Raw genomic sequence first — 16,320 nt, forward strand, 5'->3', positions numbered from 1 at the left:
CTGATTGTTAAGTAATTACTTACGTCGAACTCACATTAACTAATACTAAAAATGAAAATATCATTTAAAAACGATTATGCCGAAGGCGCTCACCCCGCAATTTTAGAAGCCCTCGTACGCACAAACACTGTACAACAAGCAGGATATGGCTACGATAGTTATTCGGCAGCTGCCAAAGAACTCATCAGAAAGAAGATAGAAAACCCTGAGGCGCAAATATTTTTTGTAAGTGGTGGTACGCAAGCTAATATGCTGGTAATAGGCACTTTGTTGCGCACTTATCAAAGTGTGATAGCCCCCGAAACAGGGCATATCGCCGATAATGAAACCGGAGCCATAGAAGCAGTAGGTCACAAAATACACTTAGCCCCAGCAACAAACGGTAAAATCACTCCTGAGAGCATTGCCGATTTTGCCACCCGCTATACAAATTATCCACACCAAGTACAACCACGACTCGTGTATATTACGAACGCCACCGAGATAGGAACCATCTATACTTTGGCAGAGCTCAAAGCCATTTACGAGTGTTGCCAAGCGCATAACCTCCTGCTGTTTATGGACGGCGCGCGATTAGGATCGGCATTAAATGCTGAAGACAACGATATACAATGGAAAGATTTAGCCCGTTATACCGATGTATTTTATATAGGAGCTACCAAAAACGGCGGATTGTTAGGCGAAGCCATTGTAATCAACAACCCAGCCCTCACCGATGGTTTTGAGTATTACCTCAAACAACAAGGAGCGCTACTCGCCAAAGGTCGTTTGCTCGGCTTGCAATTCCTCACCTTGTTTGAAAACGAATTGTACGATGCTTTGGCATTGCACGCTAACCAGCAGATGAAACGCATCAAAGAAGCGTTTGTAGCCAATGGTTATACCTTGCTTTCAAATACTTGTACAAATCAGTTATTCCCGATACTCACTCACAACCAAATTGCCGCATTAGCAGAGCAGTTTGATTTCTACCAGTGGCAAAAAGTAGACGAGCAACACACCGCCATTCGCTTGATTAGCTCGTGGGCTACTACCGATGCACAAGTAGATGCGCTTATCCAAGCAATTCAATCATTAGCAGTAACTCAATGAAAAATTACCTCCTTCCTTTCCTTTCAATCGTGATAGGGGCTTGCCTTGTGTTGTGGCTCAAACCCACACATAAAAGCAGGCTTAAGCTGTTATTGGCATTCAGTGGCGCTTTTTTGATGGGGATGACCATTTTTCACCTCCTCCCCGAAGTATATCACGAGGCACTACACGCTCACGAAGAACACAGTGATTTTGACGATAAAACCATCGGACTCTGGATCGCTGTGGGCATACTCCTGCAAATCGTGTTAGAGTTCTTTTCGCACGGCGCCGAACACGGTCATTTTCATTCACCCGCCAAAGGATTACAAACCCATTTCCCGTGGGGGTTGTTCATCAGTTTGAGTATCCACTCGTTGCTTGAAGGCTTCCCGTTACACGAACACAGCAATATGGTGTACGGCATTTTCATCCACCATTTGCCCATTGCTATGGTGCTGACAATCTTTTTCTTAGATTCCGGCATCGGACTCAAACGCACGCTCGCTTTTCTGTTTGTCTTTTCGCTAATGACCCCGCTGGGCGCTTTTTTAGCAAACTATGTACCCGCCTTATTGCCCTATCACAACCTGATGAGCGCCGTAGTCGTAGGGATATTCTTGCATATCTCGTCAGTAATACTGTTTGAAACCTCCGAAAATCACCAATTTAATTATAGAAAGTTAGGCGTGATTGTTATAGGTTTTGCAATGGCATTTCTATTCAATTAACAATCGCAGACTTTGTCAAAGTCCCAAAAACTTTGACAAAGTCTCTAAGAACGACAAAGTCTCTAAAAATCTCAAAGTTTTTCAGGGGCTCCCCAAGACTTTCTGAGGCTCTCAAAATCTCACCGCTAATAACAATTAACAATATGAAGTATTTAATCTTTACAGTCTTATCACTGCTTTCATTACAGCAGTACGCACAACAACTCCTCACCGAGGATGAGATAGAAGAAAAAAAATTCGGCAATGAGAGTATCCATTTCCTCAAAAGCAACAACACTCGTTTGAACGGCGCCTACAAAATAGGCAACAACCAAGGAGAATACTACGAGGTTACCTTTGTTGATGGAATTGCCAACGGATTGGTGAAATTCTACAACCGTTATGGCAAACTAAAAACCGAAGCTACTTTTGAAAAAGGCATCTTCCACGGTCCTTACAGGCAATACGCTCCTTACTCAGGCGAAATGTACCGCGAATATAACTACAAGAACAGCGAACTCGACGGCAAATTCCGCGAATATTCCGATGGCAAATTAGTAGTCGATAGAAACTACAAGGACGGCAAACCCGACGGCGATTGGAAAGAGTACGACGAGAACGGCAAACTCACCAAAGAAGAACACTACAAAATGGGCAAAAAGGACGGTAAACAATGGTCGGCTGTCACTCGCCGCCGTAGCGGACTTGTACAAACCGATGTAGAATACTACAAAAACGGTGAACCTACAGGCAAATGGCTCTCCAAATTGAGCGACGGCACCCTCCGTGAAGAAAGAGAGTACAAAGCTAATGGCACTTCAGTACGCAAAGAGTATTACGAAACCGGCCGACTTAGTAAAATAGTGCATTACAAAGGGGAAAAATACCAAGGTGATTACCAACTCTACAACAGCGATGGAATACTCACTGAGGAAGGTACTTACGACAACGATTTCCCTACAATGAAAAAAACATATTACCCTAACGGAAAACTAAAAACCGAAAGTTATTACCAAAACAACGAACAACACGGCAAATACGCTTCTTACGACGAACGCGGACGCCTATTAGTAGAAGGAGCTTACCTAAAAGGCTATCCCGATGGAACTTGGAAATCATACACCACCGATGGTGTGTTAACTAAAGAAGCTCATTACGACAAGGGTAGGGAAGAGGGCGCTTACAAAGAGTATTATCCCTCAGGAATACTTTCTATAGAAGGACAATACGCTCGCGGACAGAGAGAAGGCGTTTGGAAATACTACAACGAGCAAGGTCAGGTCGCTAAAGAAGTAAAATACCAAAACGGCAACTCAGTACAAATTACCAATTATATGGATAAATGAAACTGATTCTCCTCTACGAAATACTCTACATACTATTTGTTATAGCTGTGTGCTTGCGAATTATTTGGGACACACGCTCGGTGAGTAAAGCTTTAGCTTATTTGCTCTTAGTTATCTTTGTGCCCATTGCAGGGGCGATTTTCTACTTTTCATTTGGTATCAACTACCGTCGGCATAAAATATACCACAAAAAACTGACTGTAGACCAAGCTTTCCGCCGACAATTAGAACAGATTTACCCGCGTATACAAGCGCATTTAGAATCCTTAGGAAATTCGGTTACAGCATCTTATGAAAAAAGTTTGCGATTTCTGTCGAATATAGAGGAACGCCTTTTATTGATTCCTAATGAAGAAGTAAAAGTAATATGCAATGGCGAAAACCTCTTTCCTGAATTGCTTGAGAGTTTGCGAAGTGCTCAACATCATATCCACATAGAGTATTACATCTACGAGAACGACCACATAGGCAACGCTATTAAAGATATTCTAATAGAAAAAGCGCGTGAGGGGGTAGAAGTACGTTTCATTTACGACGATTTTGGCAGTCAAGGCATACGCCGAAACATTGCGCGTGAGCTACGCGAAAATGGAGTCCCTGCTTTTCCGTTTTACAAAATCAACTTCGTAAAACTCGCCAATCGTATGAACTACCGCAATCACCGCAAAATAGTAGTGGTAGATGGCTATACCGCTTTTATAGGAGGAATCAACATCAGTGATAAGTACAACAATGCCGAAGCTAACGAACGCTATTGGCGCGATACTCATCTAAAAGTAAAAGGCTATTCGGCTCACGTGTTACAAGCAGTATTCTTGCAGGATTGGAATTTCTGTAGCGGTGAAAATGTAGCTATCAACGCTCCTTATTTCCCAATAGGTATAGAGCCCCATCTCACCGATTATTTCACACAAATCGTCGCCAGCGGTGCCGATTCCGACCTCCCAAATATCCTCTACGCTACCGTACAGCTCATCTATGCAGCTAAACGCGAAATCCTAATTACCACCCCTTATTACATCCCCGATACCTCCTTGCAAGAGTCGCTTATCATTGCCGCACTTAGCGGAATAAAAGTGAAATTATTAGTACCCCAAAAAGGCGATTCGGTATTTGTACATATCGCCAGTGAGTCATTTTTTGAAGAATTGCTCAAGGCAGGAGTAGAAATTTATCTTTATGAAAAAGGATTTGTACACGCTAAAACTTTTGTGATAGACGGCGAAGTAGCATCGGTAGGTACAGCCAACCTCGATGCGCGCAGTTTCGACCTCAATTTTGAAGTAAATGCCCTCGTGTACAACAAAACAGTCGCCAGCAATTTGCAGAGAATTTTCTATAACGATTTAAAAAATGCGCGTTTGTTGCAGTTAGAACAGTGGCAAAAGCGGAGTGAGTTTAAGCAAATGATAGAGCGGGTAGTGCGCTTGTTTTCACCGTTTTTATAAAATAAAAAAGGCCTCCTCTCGGAAGCCTCTTTCGTTGGTCTACTAGGACTCGAACCTAGAATAACAGAACCAAAATCTGCTGTGTTACCATTACACCATAGACCAGCGATTTCTCATTTGCGGTGCAAAGGTACTGCTATTTTTGTAATCTGCAAATTTTTTAGAAGTTTTTTTTAAATAAATCGATGAAAATCTTCTTTAACCACTGAAAATCAAACCAATTGCCTAATTGCTAAATTATCCTTACCTTTGCGCCCTGCTAATCTACTAATCAACAAATTATAAAATATTTTATCTTATAAACACTCACTTTTGCGGCTTGCCCCCTCTCCTTGGGAGAGGGGGCAACGCGGGTGAGGCTATTAAATCGGCAAATGAAAGTATATCACGACCTCTTGCGCCATATCCTTGAAAATGGCTATTCTAAAGACGATCGCACTGGTACCGGTACTACCAGCGTGTTCGGTTACCAAATGCGCTTTGACCTCAGTCAAGGATTCCCTTTGGTAACTACTAAAAAAATACATCTAAAATCAGTAATTTACGAACTCTTGTGGTTCTTAAAAGGCGATACCAATATCAAATACCTCACCGATCACGGCGTGCGTATCTGGAACGAGTGGGCTGATGAGAACGGCGACCTCGGCCCCGTGTATGGCGCACAGTGGCGCAACTGGAATGGAGAAGCTATCGACCAGATAAAAACCGTCGTCGAAACCCTCAAACACAACCCCGAAAGTCGTCGCATTATTGTATCAGCTTGGAATCCTTCGGTATTACCCGATACAGGAAAATCGTTTGCCGAGAATGTAGCCAACGGTAAAGCCGCCTTACCCCCTTGCCACGCCTTATTTCAGTTCTATGTTGCCGATGGCAAGCTTTCTTGTCAGTTGTATCAACGCAGCGCCGATGTATTTTTAGGAGTACCCTTCAACATTGCCTCTTATGCCCTGTTCACAATGATGCTCGCCCAAGTATGCGATTTGCAAGTAGGTGATTTTGTGCACACTTTCGGCGATGTACACATCTACAACAACCACCGCGAACAAGTAGCCCTACAGCTCAGCCGTACCCCACGTGAATTGCCTACTATGCACCTCAATCCAGCGGTAAAAGACCTCTTTGCTTTCGACTACGAAGATTTCCGTTTAGAAGGCTACGACCCCTATCCCGCCATCAAAGCACAAGTATCAGTATAATTAGCAAATTTTCCAATTAGTAAATTTACTAATTATCCTCCTATCGTTAAAGTTTCGTTAAAATGCAGTGGATAACTTTTTTATATAAGCCTTTTTTAGTTATTTTGTACGCTCAAACAAAAAGTAACAAATCTATGCAGATGAAGAAATTATTCACACTCCTCATTGCCTTATTAATGGCACAAAGTATTTTTGCACAAATCAGCAACGAAACATTCACTTCAGGCAAAACCGGCAAACGCCAGAAATTAGGACTCTATAAGCCCACTGGTTACACCGATAAAAAAGTCTATCCACTGATAGTAGTCCTCAACGCCAACACCCTAATGGAGCCCGTGGTAACCGCCGTGCGCTACTACGAACAATTTGAAGAAATGCCCAAATGTATAGTAGTAGGCGTATACGATGAAAAGTTAGAAGAAGTAGCCATTATCGATGAAGTAGGACGCCCTATGAATGAGTCCGCACGCTTTTTCGATTTTATTTCCACCGAATTAGTACCCTATATACAAGGCAAATACCCCATTGCAGGTTTCAAAGGGATTATCGCATCAGAAGAAGCCGGTTTTTTAATCAATTACTACCTGCTTAACCCCAAATCGCCCTTCAGTATGTACGTGAGTTTAAACCCCACAGTAATCCCACGTATGGCACCCGAGTTTGCAGCCGCTTTGGCAACAGGCGCCTCAAAAGAACAACACCGCTTGTATTACTATATGGCAACCGCCGATGTAGAAAACAAACTCAGCTACGACAAAACAATTAATTTTGAAAAAGGATTGCGCTCTATGCCTATCCACGAATCGGTACTCTACCGCTTTGCCGATATGAAAGGAAGCTCCGTCAACTCTGCTAAATTACAAGGAATTGCCCAAGCTCTCGACGAGTGTTTCGACATCTATAAACCCATAGGTGGCAAGGAGTACAAAACTCAAATGGAAACCTTGAGCAATAATATTTTTGAATATTTAGAAAACAAGTACAACACTATCGAACAATATATCGGACTCAAAAAGAAACCCCTGCTCAACGATGTAATGGCAACCTATACCGCTATCAAATCGGCAGCCGATTGGGAGTCGCTTAGAAAATTAGCTAAATATGTAGAAACAAATGGCTATGTAAAAACCGCAATGCCTAACTTCTTCTTAGCCGAATACTACGAAAAAACCGAAGATTACAAAAAAGCATTGAAAACCTATCAAAAATCGTATACCGAACCCAGTATAGATTTCATCACCGCCGACCTTATCACCGAACGCATCAATGCACTTAAAACCAATAGAAATGTAGGTAGACCCTCTAAAAAATCTAAAAAAGTAATAGAAGAAGTGCCTGAAACCACCGACGAACAAACAACCCCCACCGATGAAAGTAATCAAAACTAAATTAGAAGGTGTGGTGATTATAGAACCACAAGTATTTTTTGACGGCAGAGGCTATTTTTTCGAGTCATTTTCACAACAACGCTTCAACGAGCAAGTAGCCCCCATCACATTTGTGCAGGACAACGAATCAAAATCAAGCTATGGTGTGTTGCGCGGCTTGCACTTCCAAAAGCCCCCTTTTGCACAATCTAAATTAGTACGAGTTGTGAAAGGCAAAGTGTTAGACGTTGCAGTTGATTTACGCAAAGGTTCACCCACCTTTGGGCAATACGAATCGGTAGTACTTAGTGAGGAAAACAAACGACAGTTTTTTATCCCACAAGGCTTTGCTCACGGTTTTGCAGTGCTGAGTGAAGAAGCTATTTTTCAGTATAAATGCGACAACTACTACGCCCCTCACAGCGAGGGAAGTGTGCGTTGGAACGACCCTACTATAGCCATAGATTGGCTATTGCCCGAGAAAGACATTATCCTATCAACAAAAGATGAACAAGCCCCACTCTTATCACAATTAACAATTAACGATTGATAATTAAGAGAATACACTTTCTTACCTCATATCTCTTACTTCTTATCTAAAAAAGTTTGGTAAAAAGTTTGGTAGTTTCAAAAAAAGGTATTAATTTTGCCCCCGAAAAAATAAAGATGGTGGTTTTAGCTCAGTTGGTTAGAGCGTCGGATTGTGGTTCCGAAGGTCGTGGGTTCGAGCCCCATATTCCACCCAAAGGGGAAACCTGATAAAAATACGCCTTAGAGCGTATTTTTTTATGTCTACACTTTATGAACTTATACAAGCGAGTATAAAACTGAGTATATTTCCGAGTATACAAAATTGAAAGAACTTATAGAGAAGAAGAAATATTGAAATTCAAGTATAAATCATAAATAACACCATTTCAACATAACAAAACACCAACTTACAACCATATTCGCAACCCATTCCGTGTAAATCCAGCAGCACCAGCCGCCAATCCTTGCGCACCACATTTGTTAATTGTCAATTGTTAATTGAATTAGCGTCTTCTCATTAGGAAAAAGTTTTTGATTTCTAGTAAAAAATCATTACCTTTGTCACCCTATTAACTTTTATAGTCAATCAGAAATAGTCTGCAAATTTGGTGTCACTACGTCTTGCCAAAGTTTCACACTTTGATAAAATCTATTGCTTTGATAATCAATAATTTTATTGAAAAAACAGCAATCAAATAGAAATAAAAGAAACATCTTATATAATAATCCTTAGTTTAGGTTTACTACCTATAAGTTTTCAAAAAAAGTTATACCTAAATTTCACGTAGAAATATCCCACCCCGATAATAAATCAGTGTGCTAATTCAACTCTTGATTGATATAAATATATGTTACCATACAGTACTTACCTTACAAAATATCACTGAAAGAACATATTAGAATAACCATAGAAAGAAAAAAATGATAAAGTACCAAATAAAATTAAGCATTTTAATTAGTTTTCTACTTATAAATTGTAGTGTTAAAAAAACTGAGCTTGAAATCATCCGTGCAAAAAAAGTAAGTGAAAATTATTCATATAATCCTATGGGGTTTATAGAAAATAACTACAGAAAGTTAAACATAAAAAACATTTCTCACTACGATAAGGAAGGAAAATTAAAAGAAGTTCTTTGGAATAAACCCAATGGTTTTCTGAAATATACATTATCAGAACTAAAAAATGATGTAGCCTTATTGAATAGCTTTGATATTGATACGATATATATCGATAAAAAATATATAGGTTATATAAAAGAGAAAAGAAATGATACTGTCTTTTATTTGTCTGATGATGAAGTGATTATAGAGATAAAAAAGAAAGGATTGGATGAATAAACTATTAAATAGTAGTAGAAAATGTCTTATAGAAAAGTAAAAAATAAAGTAATAGAAATATTTATAATACTCTTATTTACGTTCCAAATAACAATATCTATTTTAGTTTTGATAGATAGACTATCGTATGAATATAATGAATTTCAATACAAAGACACTTTATTTCCAATAGAAGACTTTATAAGGGAAAAGTATTATGCTACAAATAGTATTTTTTGGGGAATATTAAAAGCAAATTACGAATGGACATCTCTTTTAGGATATTTTATTAGACCAATAGCAATTCAATTAGATATAGCTACTGAAAACAGTCCTTTTTTGATATATTATAGCATAGGGTTACTCATTTACACTTTATTTGTATTATCAATTTTTCTCTTATTAAAGAGATTCCTATATTTTGTAGTGTCTAAATGTACAAGGAACAAGTAGTAGCAAAAATAAAGAACACTTGTCTAACCTCAACGCCAGTGCCATATAGCAAACCACCGCTTTTCAATCACATTTGCATCACATTCCGTGTAAATCCAGTAGCGCCAGCTGCCAATCCGTGCAATAAAAGAAAATCATCCGTGTCAAAATCCGTGTAATTTGTGTAATCAGTACGAGACTTAAAAGAACAGCGAAGCTGTCTATTTATTTTGATTAATAAATATTCCTTACAGCAAACTCATATTATTATAAAAAATCGATATTAGAAACTTTTTAAAATTGTTGTACAACCCAAAAAAACGTAAAATGGAAATTTCAAATAGAAAAATAATTGTATCCGTATGTATATTGATTCCATTTATATTTTTATCGCACATAAAAATGTGTCATAAAGATTTATGTAAGGGTTTTATCGACGAAAAATCGTTTGTTTTAGGAGAATCTACGATTAAAGATATTCAAAAAAGATTTAATATTTACAAAGATTTAGAAATTTTTCCTAATAATGATAGCCTTTATATTACTAAGATTGAAGAAAAAGAAGGTTTTATAAAAATATTATCTCAAAAAAGATTCCTGTTTAAGGATAGTTTACTTCAAAAAGTCGAATTGGTAGTAAGCACAAGTTGCTGTTGGAATAATGATTTCAAAGAAACTGATTTTGCACAGAAAAAAGATGAAATTTTTAGAGAATATAACAAGTATATTCATACTATAAAATCAAAAAATTCAGCATCAAAATGTTTTAATTTTCAAAATATTGATACAGCAATATTTCATAAAACCACCTTGTTTAAGTGGGGAGATTGAAAAAAATAAAGGAAATAAAAAAATACTTTAGTAAATGAAACAATTAGTAGTATTTTTAGCAATAAGTATACTGTGTTTATCGTGTGGACAAGAAAAAAAACAAATGATAAATACAGATTTTCAAATTACAGAGTGTAGTGCTTTGTATAAAGGAAAACCATTGCCCTTTGGCAAACCCATTGAAGAATGGGAGAAGATATTTGGTAAAGTTTCAAGAAAAAAATATGAATGTGTTTATATTTGGGACGATTTAGGTATAGCTATTCAGAATCCTACGACTACTAATAGCGATCCTTATGACCCCTCACCTAAAACGAGAAAATACGATGTTCTCTATATCTTTTATGCCAACTTAGATAGCCCTGCTGGGAGAAATGAAAAATTGTCTTTTATTGCTCCAACAAATTATGTTGAAGCAATGGAAAAATATAGTGAAAAGTACAATCTTACTTTTGAAGAGGTCTTAGACAAACTAGAATATCCGGGAAATGGAGAAGGGGCTGCAAATATTAGAATTTTAAAAGAATTCTTTTTCCTGCCATACAATATATATGATAAATCAGTTACCATAGATGGGGCAGAGGTAAAGGCAGGAATGTCTCTAAAAGAGTTTAATAAAAATCGCAGAGCCTTAGGGATTAATATGTTTACTTTTCGTGATGTAAATATGAATGGAATTGACGAACACGGAAAAACTGAAGGAGACGGTGAGTTTTGGGATGATCGTCGAAAAAATTTCTGTGAAGAACAAGGACATTATATTCTTTGCAGTCTTCAATATAGCTATAATGCTTTGGAATATATTAAAATAGGCTATGGAATCAACGGAGATGATGAAGATATTTATTCATTCTAACTATTTATGAAACAATTTACAATCCTTATTATATAGAATAGGATTACTCATTTACACTTTATCCGTATTATTAATTTTCATCTTATTAAAAAGAGTGTTATATTTTGTAGTGTCTAAATGTACAAGGAACAAGTAGTAGTAAATGTAAAAAAGGATAGCTCTCCACAGAAAGCTATCCTTTTTTGTTATGAGTTGTTATTCCTTTTAAAACATTGCTGAAAACAACTTAGGATTGATGTTCAAACTGCACCAGAACCAATCTTGGTAACCGCGTTGGTTAGCAGTACCTTTGAGAGCTTTGGTGCCATCGTTAGCAAAGTAAGTAGAGTAACCTAATTGTAATCCGATAAAAGGTTGTACTTTTAGGTTGTACACCAAGTCAATTTCACTGCCATAGCTGCTGTGCTTTTTGTTAGTTTCAAATTTAGCAGCAGGTGCAAAATAGTGGAAAGTAGCGCTAAGGTTGCTCTTTTCACCAGTGCGTACATTGGCAGTAAGGTAAGGATTAAGCAAACCTGCAGAAGGAGCAGCGTTAGATCCAGGAGCACCTACATAGTAATAATCCATAAAGCCATAGAACTTGTGGTTGGTACCACTGAATGGATTAAATTTTTTGTCTTTACCTGAAGTGTCATCAGAAGCATTACCGCTGAGATAGTCTACTCCAGCCGCTAAACTGAAAATAGGAGAGAACTTGTAGCCTGCATTCACCGCAAACATATAAGCGCTCTTGTCTTGTCCTTTTGCATTTTTACCAGTTTGTAAATAAGCAGAAGCGCTATAGTTCAAATCGTCACTTTTGCCAGTGTAGTGAGCTCCAAATGTTTGCATATTATAGTTTGTGCCATTATTAACGCGGTAACCTAAGTTAGCAAACAAGAGAGATAATTTTTGGTCTTCGCTAAATTTGTGGTGAGAGTGAACTGCTTCAAGGTGTTGGTAATCTTGTCCTCCTTGGAAATGTACTCCATTAGGGGTGTTTACGTTCATTGTTCCTGAAGCGATTCCTTGGTTGTAAGCAAAGAAGCTGCGGAGTGTCCATTGGTCACAAGCGTTCCAATTCAAGCTCACAGCATCGTGACTACGACCTGCAGGGTGCCAATCAAGAGACCCGAAAATACGGTCGTCGTCCAATGCAATTACTTGTCTACCTACTTTTGCACTAAGGGTATTAACAAGAGGGAATTCAGCATAAGCTTCAAAAACCGACATACCACCAGTTCTATCGAATGATTGTATTTGAGGTGCTTGTCCCCATACATTCACATTTTGTAGTGATATATATAGGTGTAGACGGTCAGTGTGCTTGTAGTCAAAATTCAAGCGAACGCGATTGTTAGTAAGGATGGCAGGAGCTTCACCATCTTGGATAGGTTTGTAAGCTCCGTTGCGGTACTCAAAACGCGGACGCAATTGTGCTGATAGCGTGAACTCGTTTGGAGGTGGTGGTGGAGCCATTTCTTCCATCGGTGGAGGTGATGGTAACTCTTCTTGAGCAGTTACCAAAGTAGGGTACAAAACGAAAGTTGTACCTAGAGCAAAAATTGATAATAAATGTTTTTTCATTAGTATAACGTTTTTTTTAAATTAATTACTCTTTGTAAATTTTAATACGTTGAAAATGAGATTAAAGCAGCAATACCTTATTTAGAATTGCAATAAAATAAAAACTTATCTTTATATTCATTTGCAAATGTAAGGAAACTATTTTACATTTGTAACGAAAAACAACGAAAAAACATTTTTTTATATAATGGCGACAACAAATAACAACACCCAATCTACTAAAAAAGGACGATGGTTTCGCTTCTTGATTCCATCATTAGTAGGGATATTGATAGGGCTCGGTGGATATATTTTCTATATATCCAAAGCATATACCTATCTGTCTGACGACCCTAAGGCGTGTGTGAACTGCCATATTATGGAGCCTGAGTACGCTACGTGGATGCACTCCTCTCACGGTCGCAATACCGTGTGTAACGATTGCCACGTGCCTCACGACAACGTTTTTCGCAAATACTATTTCAAAGCGAACGACGGTCTGCGCCACGCTACGATGTTCACTTTCCGCTTGGAACCTCAAGTGATTAAAATGCACTCTCCAGGGCAAAAGGTAGTACAAGAAAACTGTATCCGCTGCCATAGTACTTTGGTAAGTGAAGTACAAGCAGGAAAGGTAACTGCCGAAATGGCTCACGCCGATAACGGGCGACTCTGCTGGGACTGTCACCGCGAAGTGCCTCACAGCCGTGTACGAGGGCTCAATGCAGCTCCTCATTCCCCTGTACCTATTATTAGTAATATGCCAAGCAATACCCCTGAGTGGCTTGATAATATGGTGAAAAATAAAGAAAAATCAACAAATTAAAAAAACGAAATATAATTTATACAGCGATGAAAAAGAAACATTGGTTAATTGCAGGTTTATTAGCAATAGTTACCTTCTTATTAGGTCTATTGGCTAATTCGATAATGAACAGATCAACAGAAGCTCAGTTAATAGCTAAAGGTGGTAATAACCTTAAAGAAGGTGAATGCCGCAACGAGCTTTACGAACCGTTCTATCCTCGTGAATACGCTTCCTGGGCAGCTACTGTCGACACTACTTTCCGCTCTAAGTATATGAGTAGTCAAGATGATGATTTGCTCGCTTTGCGCCCCGAAATGGTAATCCTTTGGGCTGGTTATTCTTTCTCTAAGGGATACAACGCTCCACGCGGACACATGCACGCTATTGAAGACGTTACTAAAATTCTTCGTACAGGCGCCCCTACTGATTCAACTCACTCTCCTCAACCAGGTACTTGCTGGACTTGTAAAAGCCCTGATGTGCCTCGCTTAATTAAAGAAGTAGGTGCTGAAACTTATTACAGCGCTCCTTGGGATCAATGGGGTAGCCAAATCGTAAATCCTATCGGTTGCGCTACTTGCCACGATACTAAAACTATGAAATTGCAAGTAAGTCAATTGGCTTTACAAGAAGCCTTCAAACGTCAAGGTCGCGATATCAATAAAGCTACTCATCAAGAGATGCGTTCTCTTGTGTGTGCGCAATGCCACGTAGAGTACTACTTCAAAGGTGATAAAAAATATCTTACTTTCCCTTGGGATAAAGGTATGACTGTTGAAAAGATGGAAGAGTACTACGATGCAGAAGGTTGGACTGACTATGTACACCCACTTAGCCGTACTCCTATCCTCAAAGCACAACACCCCGACTATGAACTTTCTCAACTCGGTATTCACGGACAACGCGGCGTTTCTTGTGCCGATTGCCACATGCCTTACAAAACCGATGGTGCTGTGAAATTCACCGATCACCAAATTAGCAGTCCATTGCGTAACGTGTCTGCAAGCTGCCAAACTTGTCACCGCCAAAGTGAAGAAGAATTGGTGAAAAACGTATACGATCGCCAAGATGCTGTATATGGTATGCGTATGAAACTCGAAAAACAATTAGCAAAAGTACACTTTAAAGCTAAATTCTTGTGGGATAACGGTGCTACTGAAGAACAAATGAAACCTACTTTGGCACTTATCCGCAAATCACAATGGCGTTGGGATATGGTACACTCTTCACACGGTGCCGCTTTCCACGCTCCTATCGAATCTGAACGCCTCCTTAGCGATGGTCTTATCTATGCTTATCAAGCTGAAAATAATTTAGATGTGCTTAAAGAAAAACTAAACATCAAAACAGCTTTCGTGATGCCTGATATCAGCACTAAAGCTAAAGCTCAGAAAGAAATAGGCTTAGATATCCCTAAAGAAGAAGCTGCTAAGAAAAGATTCTTAGAAACTATCGTTCCTAAATGGATTAAAGAAGCTAAAGAAAAAGGACGCTTAGTAACCCAAAAGTAATTTACGAATTACGAATGACAAAAGACGATGTAGGGGCGAATTGCAATTCGCCCCTATTTCTTATCTCTTATCTCTTACCTAACTATGAAACAATATCCTTTCGCTATTTTAGTTGCCTGCATTTCCCTTATCATAGGGCTGATACTACAACTTACCTTAGGAAGTATCAGTAAAAGCTGGTTTAGCTTTCCTTACAATGTGATAGAAGGCTTTGCCTTTGTCGTAATCACTACAGCTGTATATTTTATTTTTAGAAAAACAAACTTCATCGTGCGCTTTTCATCAGCGCCTTTTGCAATTATTACAGTTGTAACCCTTGGAGTTCTCACCATTGGTCTGGGCAGCATCAATGTAAATCCTCAAGAAGTAGCAAATAGCTTTCTAGGAAAATTAGGATTAGACGACCTTACCAAAACTTGGTACTTCGGCATCGTTTTCGTGTTAGCACTGATGAACCTCTGGTTTTCTATCCTCAAACGCTCAATGGTCTACCAACGCAAAAATATACCTTTCCTTCTCAACCACTTTGGCTTATGGCTTACAATGTTCGCTGGCGTATTAGGGCAAGGCGATATCATTCGCCTGAAAATGAACCTCTATAAGGATAAACTCGAATGGCGCGCTACTACCGATGATAATCGCGTAGTACAACTTCCTATCGCTATGGAACTCAAAGAGTTTAGTATCGATATCTACCCTAATAAACTATTTGTTATCGATAGCACAGGCTCAGCACTACCTCACGAAAAACCTATAGGCTTTATGCTCGAAAAACAAGGTGAGAGTATGACCCTGCTGAACTGGAAAATTACCCTTCTCCAATACCTCGAAAAAGCAATCCCCGATACCGATAGTACTTATGTCAATCACACAATGTGGGGTGCTACCAATGCAGCCAAAGTAACCGTAGAAGACCTCCGTACTCATAAAAAGAAAACCGATTGGATTTCAGCAGGAAACTTCCAATTCTCTCCCCGTGCCATTCATTTAGACGATGAACATACCTTAGTAATGGCTCCTGCCGAAGCACGCAAATTCCAATCCGATGTATTGATATATCAAAAAGATCATATAAACGAAGTACTCGAAGAAAAAATAGAAGTAAACCACCCTATCAGCGTAGGTGGTTGGCGCATTTACCAATTGAGTTACGACGAGCGTATGGGGCGCTGGTCAGAACTCAGTGTCGTCGAACTCATCTCCGACCCTTGGTTACCTGTAGTCTATGTAGGTATCTTTCTGCTTCTCTTAGGCGGTGTAGCTCTACTCTTTGAAGTAAAAACTAAAACAGCTAACAAGTAACAGCTAACGCTGTTGTTAATTATTAATTGTCAATTGTTAATTAAAA

14 protein-coding genes and 2 tRNA genes are annotated in these 16,320 nt (G+C 38.9%); 14 read left to right on the forward strand and 2 right to left on the reverse strand.

Features of this window, described 5'->3' with window-relative positions; all coding sequences use genetic code 11:
- Positions 1 to 51 precede the first annotated feature (51 nt).
- The 4 genes from HMPREF9073_RS03040 to cls all read left to right on the forward strand — a co-directional run bounded on the left by HMPREF9073_RS03040 (position 52) and on the right by cls (position 4,575).
- Entirely contained in the window at positions 52 to 1,092 is a 1,041-nt protein-coding gene (locus tag HMPREF9073_RS03040; protein ID WP_009412516.1) for a low specificity L-threonine aldolase, read from the forward strand.
- Positions 1,089 to 1,802 (forward strand): ZIP family metal transporter, encoded by a 714-nt coding sequence (locus tag HMPREF9073_RS03045; RefSeq protein WP_009412517.1) that lies wholly within the window; start codon positions 1,089 to 1,091, stop codon positions 1,800 to 1,802. The genes HMPREF9073_RS03040 and HMPREF9073_RS03045 overlap by 4 nt, the downstream gene beginning before the upstream one ends.
- A 143-nt stretch (positions 1,803 to 1,945) precedes the next feature.
- On the forward strand, positions 1,946 to 3,127 hold the full coding sequence (locus HMPREF9073_RS03050) for a toxin-antitoxin system YwqK family antitoxin (RefSeq protein WP_009412519.1): 1,182 nt from the start codon (positions 1,946 to 1,948) through the stop codon (positions 3,125 to 3,127).
- Positions 3,124 to 4,575: a cardiolipin synthase gene (gene cls / locus HMPREF9073_RS03055; RefSeq protein WP_009412520.1), complete on the forward strand. Its 1,452-nt coding sequence runs from the start codon at positions 3,124 to 3,126 to the stop codon at positions 4,573 to 4,575. The genes HMPREF9073_RS03050 and cls overlap by 4 nt, the downstream gene beginning before the upstream one ends.
- Positions 4,576 to 4,609: 34 nt before the next feature.
- Here cls and HMPREF9073_RS03060 read toward each other — a convergent pair.
- A tRNA-Gln gene (locus HMPREF9073_RS03060) sits at positions 4,610 to 4,680 on the reverse strand.
- 269 nt (positions 4,681 to 4,949) lie between these two features.
- Here HMPREF9073_RS03060 and HMPREF9073_RS03065 point away from each other — a divergent pair.
- The 7 genes from HMPREF9073_RS03065 to HMPREF9073_RS03100 all read left to right on the forward strand — a co-directional run bounded on the left by HMPREF9073_RS03065 (position 4,950) and on the right by HMPREF9073_RS03100 (position 11,108).
- A complete protein-coding gene (locus HMPREF9073_RS03065) occupies positions 4,950 to 5,774 on the forward strand; it encodes a thymidylate synthase (RefSeq protein WP_009412521.1) in 825 nt (274 codons plus the stop codon).
- Between the two features lie 140 nt (positions 5,775 to 5,914).
- Positions 5,915 to 7,162 carry an esterase gene (locus tag HMPREF9073_RS03070; protein WP_034555266.1) on the forward strand — a complete coding sequence of 416 codons (1,248 nt, stop codon included), beginning with the start codon at positions 5,915 to 5,917 and terminating at the stop codon, positions 7,160 to 7,162.
- The gene (gene rfbC, locus HMPREF9073_RS03075) at positions 7,143 to 7,691 is read left to right on the forward strand and encodes a dTDP-4-dehydrorhamnose 3,5-epimerase (protein WP_009412523.1); all 549 of its coding nucleotides are present in this window, start codon (positions 7,143 to 7,145) and stop codon (positions 7,689 to 7,691) included. Before HMPREF9073_RS03070 ends, rfbC begins: the two co-directional genes overlap by 20 nt.
- Positions 7,692 to 7,809: 118 nt before the next feature.
- Positions 7,810 to 7,885 (forward strand) — tRNA-His (locus tag HMPREF9073_RS03080).
- 708 nt (positions 7,886 to 8,593) lie between these two features.
- Positions 8,594 to 9,010, forward strand: coding sequence for a hypothetical protein (locus tag HMPREF9073_RS03085; RefSeq protein WP_009412525.1), 417 nt, complete (start codon positions 8,594 to 8,596; stop codon positions 9,008 to 9,010).
- Positions 9,011 to 9,823: 813 nt separating this feature from the next.
- Positions 9,824 to 10,252, forward strand: a complete 429-nt coding sequence (locus HMPREF9073_RS03095; RefSeq protein ID WP_009412527.1) for a hypothetical protein — start codon at positions 9,824 to 9,826, stop codon at positions 10,250 to 10,252.
- A 34-nt stretch (positions 10,253 to 10,286) separates the two neighbouring features.
- Complete coding sequence (locus HMPREF9073_RS03100) at positions 10,287 to 11,108, forward strand: hypothetical protein (protein WP_009412528.1); 822 nt, start codon at positions 10,287 to 10,289, stop codon at positions 11,106 to 11,108.
- A 204-nt stretch (positions 11,109 to 11,312) separates the two neighbouring features.
- Here the strand turns inward: HMPREF9073_RS03100 and HMPREF9073_RS03105 are convergent, their stop codons facing one another.
- A complete protein-coding gene (locus HMPREF9073_RS03105) occupies positions 11,313 to 12,674 on the reverse strand; it encodes an alginate export family protein (RefSeq protein ID WP_009412529.1) in 1,362 nt (453 codons plus the stop codon).
- Between the two features lie 187 nt (positions 12,675 to 12,861).
- Here HMPREF9073_RS03105 and nrfH point away from each other — a divergent pair, with 187 nt between their 5' ends.
- The 3 genes from nrfH to HMPREF9073_RS03120 all read left to right on the forward strand — a co-directional run bounded on the left by nrfH (position 12,862) and on the right by HMPREF9073_RS03120 (position 16,274).
- Entirely contained in the window at positions 12,862 to 13,479 is a 618-nt protein-coding gene (gene nrfH / locus HMPREF9073_RS03110; RefSeq protein ID WP_009412530.1) for a cytochrome c nitrite reductase small subunit, read from the forward strand.
- A 26-nt stretch (positions 13,480 to 13,505) separates the two neighbouring features.
- Complete coding sequence (gene nrfA / locus HMPREF9073_RS03115; protein ID WP_009412531.1) at positions 13,506 to 14,972, forward strand: ammonia-forming cytochrome c nitrite reductase; 1,467 nt, start codon at positions 13,506 to 13,508, stop codon at positions 14,970 to 14,972.
- Positions 14,973 to 15,056: 84 nt separating this feature from the next.
- On the forward strand, positions 15,057 to 16,274 hold the full coding sequence (locus HMPREF9073_RS03120) for a cytochrome c biogenesis protein ResB (RefSeq protein WP_009412532.1): 1,218 nt from the start codon (positions 15,057 to 15,059) through the stop codon (positions 16,272 to 16,274).
- The last annotated feature ends 46 nt before the right edge of the window (positions 16,275 to 16,320 follow it).

It is taken from the genome of Capnocytophaga sp. oral taxon 326 str. F0382 (genome assembly GCF_000318295.1).
Taxonomy (GTDB): Bacteria; Bacteroidota; Bacteroidia; order Flavobacteriales; family Flavobacteriaceae; genus Capnocytophaga; species Capnocytophaga periodontitidis.